We start from the raw sequence: 846 nt of genomic DNA on the forward strand, positions 1-846 counted from the left end.
CCCGATCGTGCAGGCGAATCCTGTTTGGAATCTGGGATTCAGGTTCGTGCCGGGAGATTTCAACGGCGATGGCTTCTCCGACGTGCTGCTCTACGACTCGGCAACGGGGTACTCCGAGATTCGCTACGGCAGCAGTACTCCTGGGCTGGCATTCGCCGCGGGCAGCCAGGCGACCCTGAGCGCGGGCCTCAAGATTGTCCCCGGCGACTTCAATGGCGACGACTTCACGGACGTCCTCCTCTATGGGACCACCTCGGGAAGCGTCGAGATTCGCTACGGACGGGCCTCTCCGGGGCTCGATGTCTCCGCCGCCAGCCAGACGACTTGGAATACCGGGTTTGAGTTCGTCCCTGGCGACTTCAATGGCGACGGGCGTGCGGATGTCCTCCTCTTTGGGACCGCGACCGGAAGCTCCGAGATTCGCTACGGCCGCGCCACTCCCGGACTCGACTTCGCCGCCGCCAGCCAGGCCGCTTGGAATACGGGCCTCAAGTTTGTCCCTGGGGACTACAACGGCGACGGCTTCACCGACGTCCTCCTCTATGGATTCACCTCGGGCAGCGTCGAGATTCGCTACGGCCGGGCCACTCCCGGACTCGACTTCGCCGCGGCCAGCCAGACCACTTGGAATGGTGGGTTTGAGCTGATGAGCGGTCCTGGCTACGAGTTCTAGGTAGCTCCGCGTTTCCGATGATGTCCGGTGCGCGGTAGTGCCTCGCGCACCGTCCCTATCTCAGCCTCCGGACGACTTGCATTCCGGGCCCCTCCAGCCGCTATCCTGCGCTGGAGGGGCCTTCTCTATTCCCGCGAATCCTGGCTCGCCGCGCATCAGGCGGGGCGCGCAGG

The 846-nt window shown here is 64.7% G+C and carries 1 protein-coding gene; it reads left to right on the plus strand.

Annotated elements, in window-relative coordinates; all coding sequences use genetic code 11:
* Nucleotides 1-46: 46 nt before the first annotated feature.
* On the plus strand, nucleotides 47-673 hold the full coding sequence (locus JGU66_36395; GenBank protein ID MBJ6766257.1) for a VCBS repeat-containing protein: 627 nt from the start codon (nucleotides 47-49) through the stop codon (nucleotides 671-673).
* The last annotated feature ends 173 nt before the right edge of the window (nucleotides 674-846 follow it).

The sequence above is a fragment of the Myxococcaceae bacterium JPH2 genome (assembly GCA_016458225.1).
Lineage (GTDB): Bacteria > Myxococcota > Myxococcia > Myxococcales > Myxococcaceae > Citreicoccus.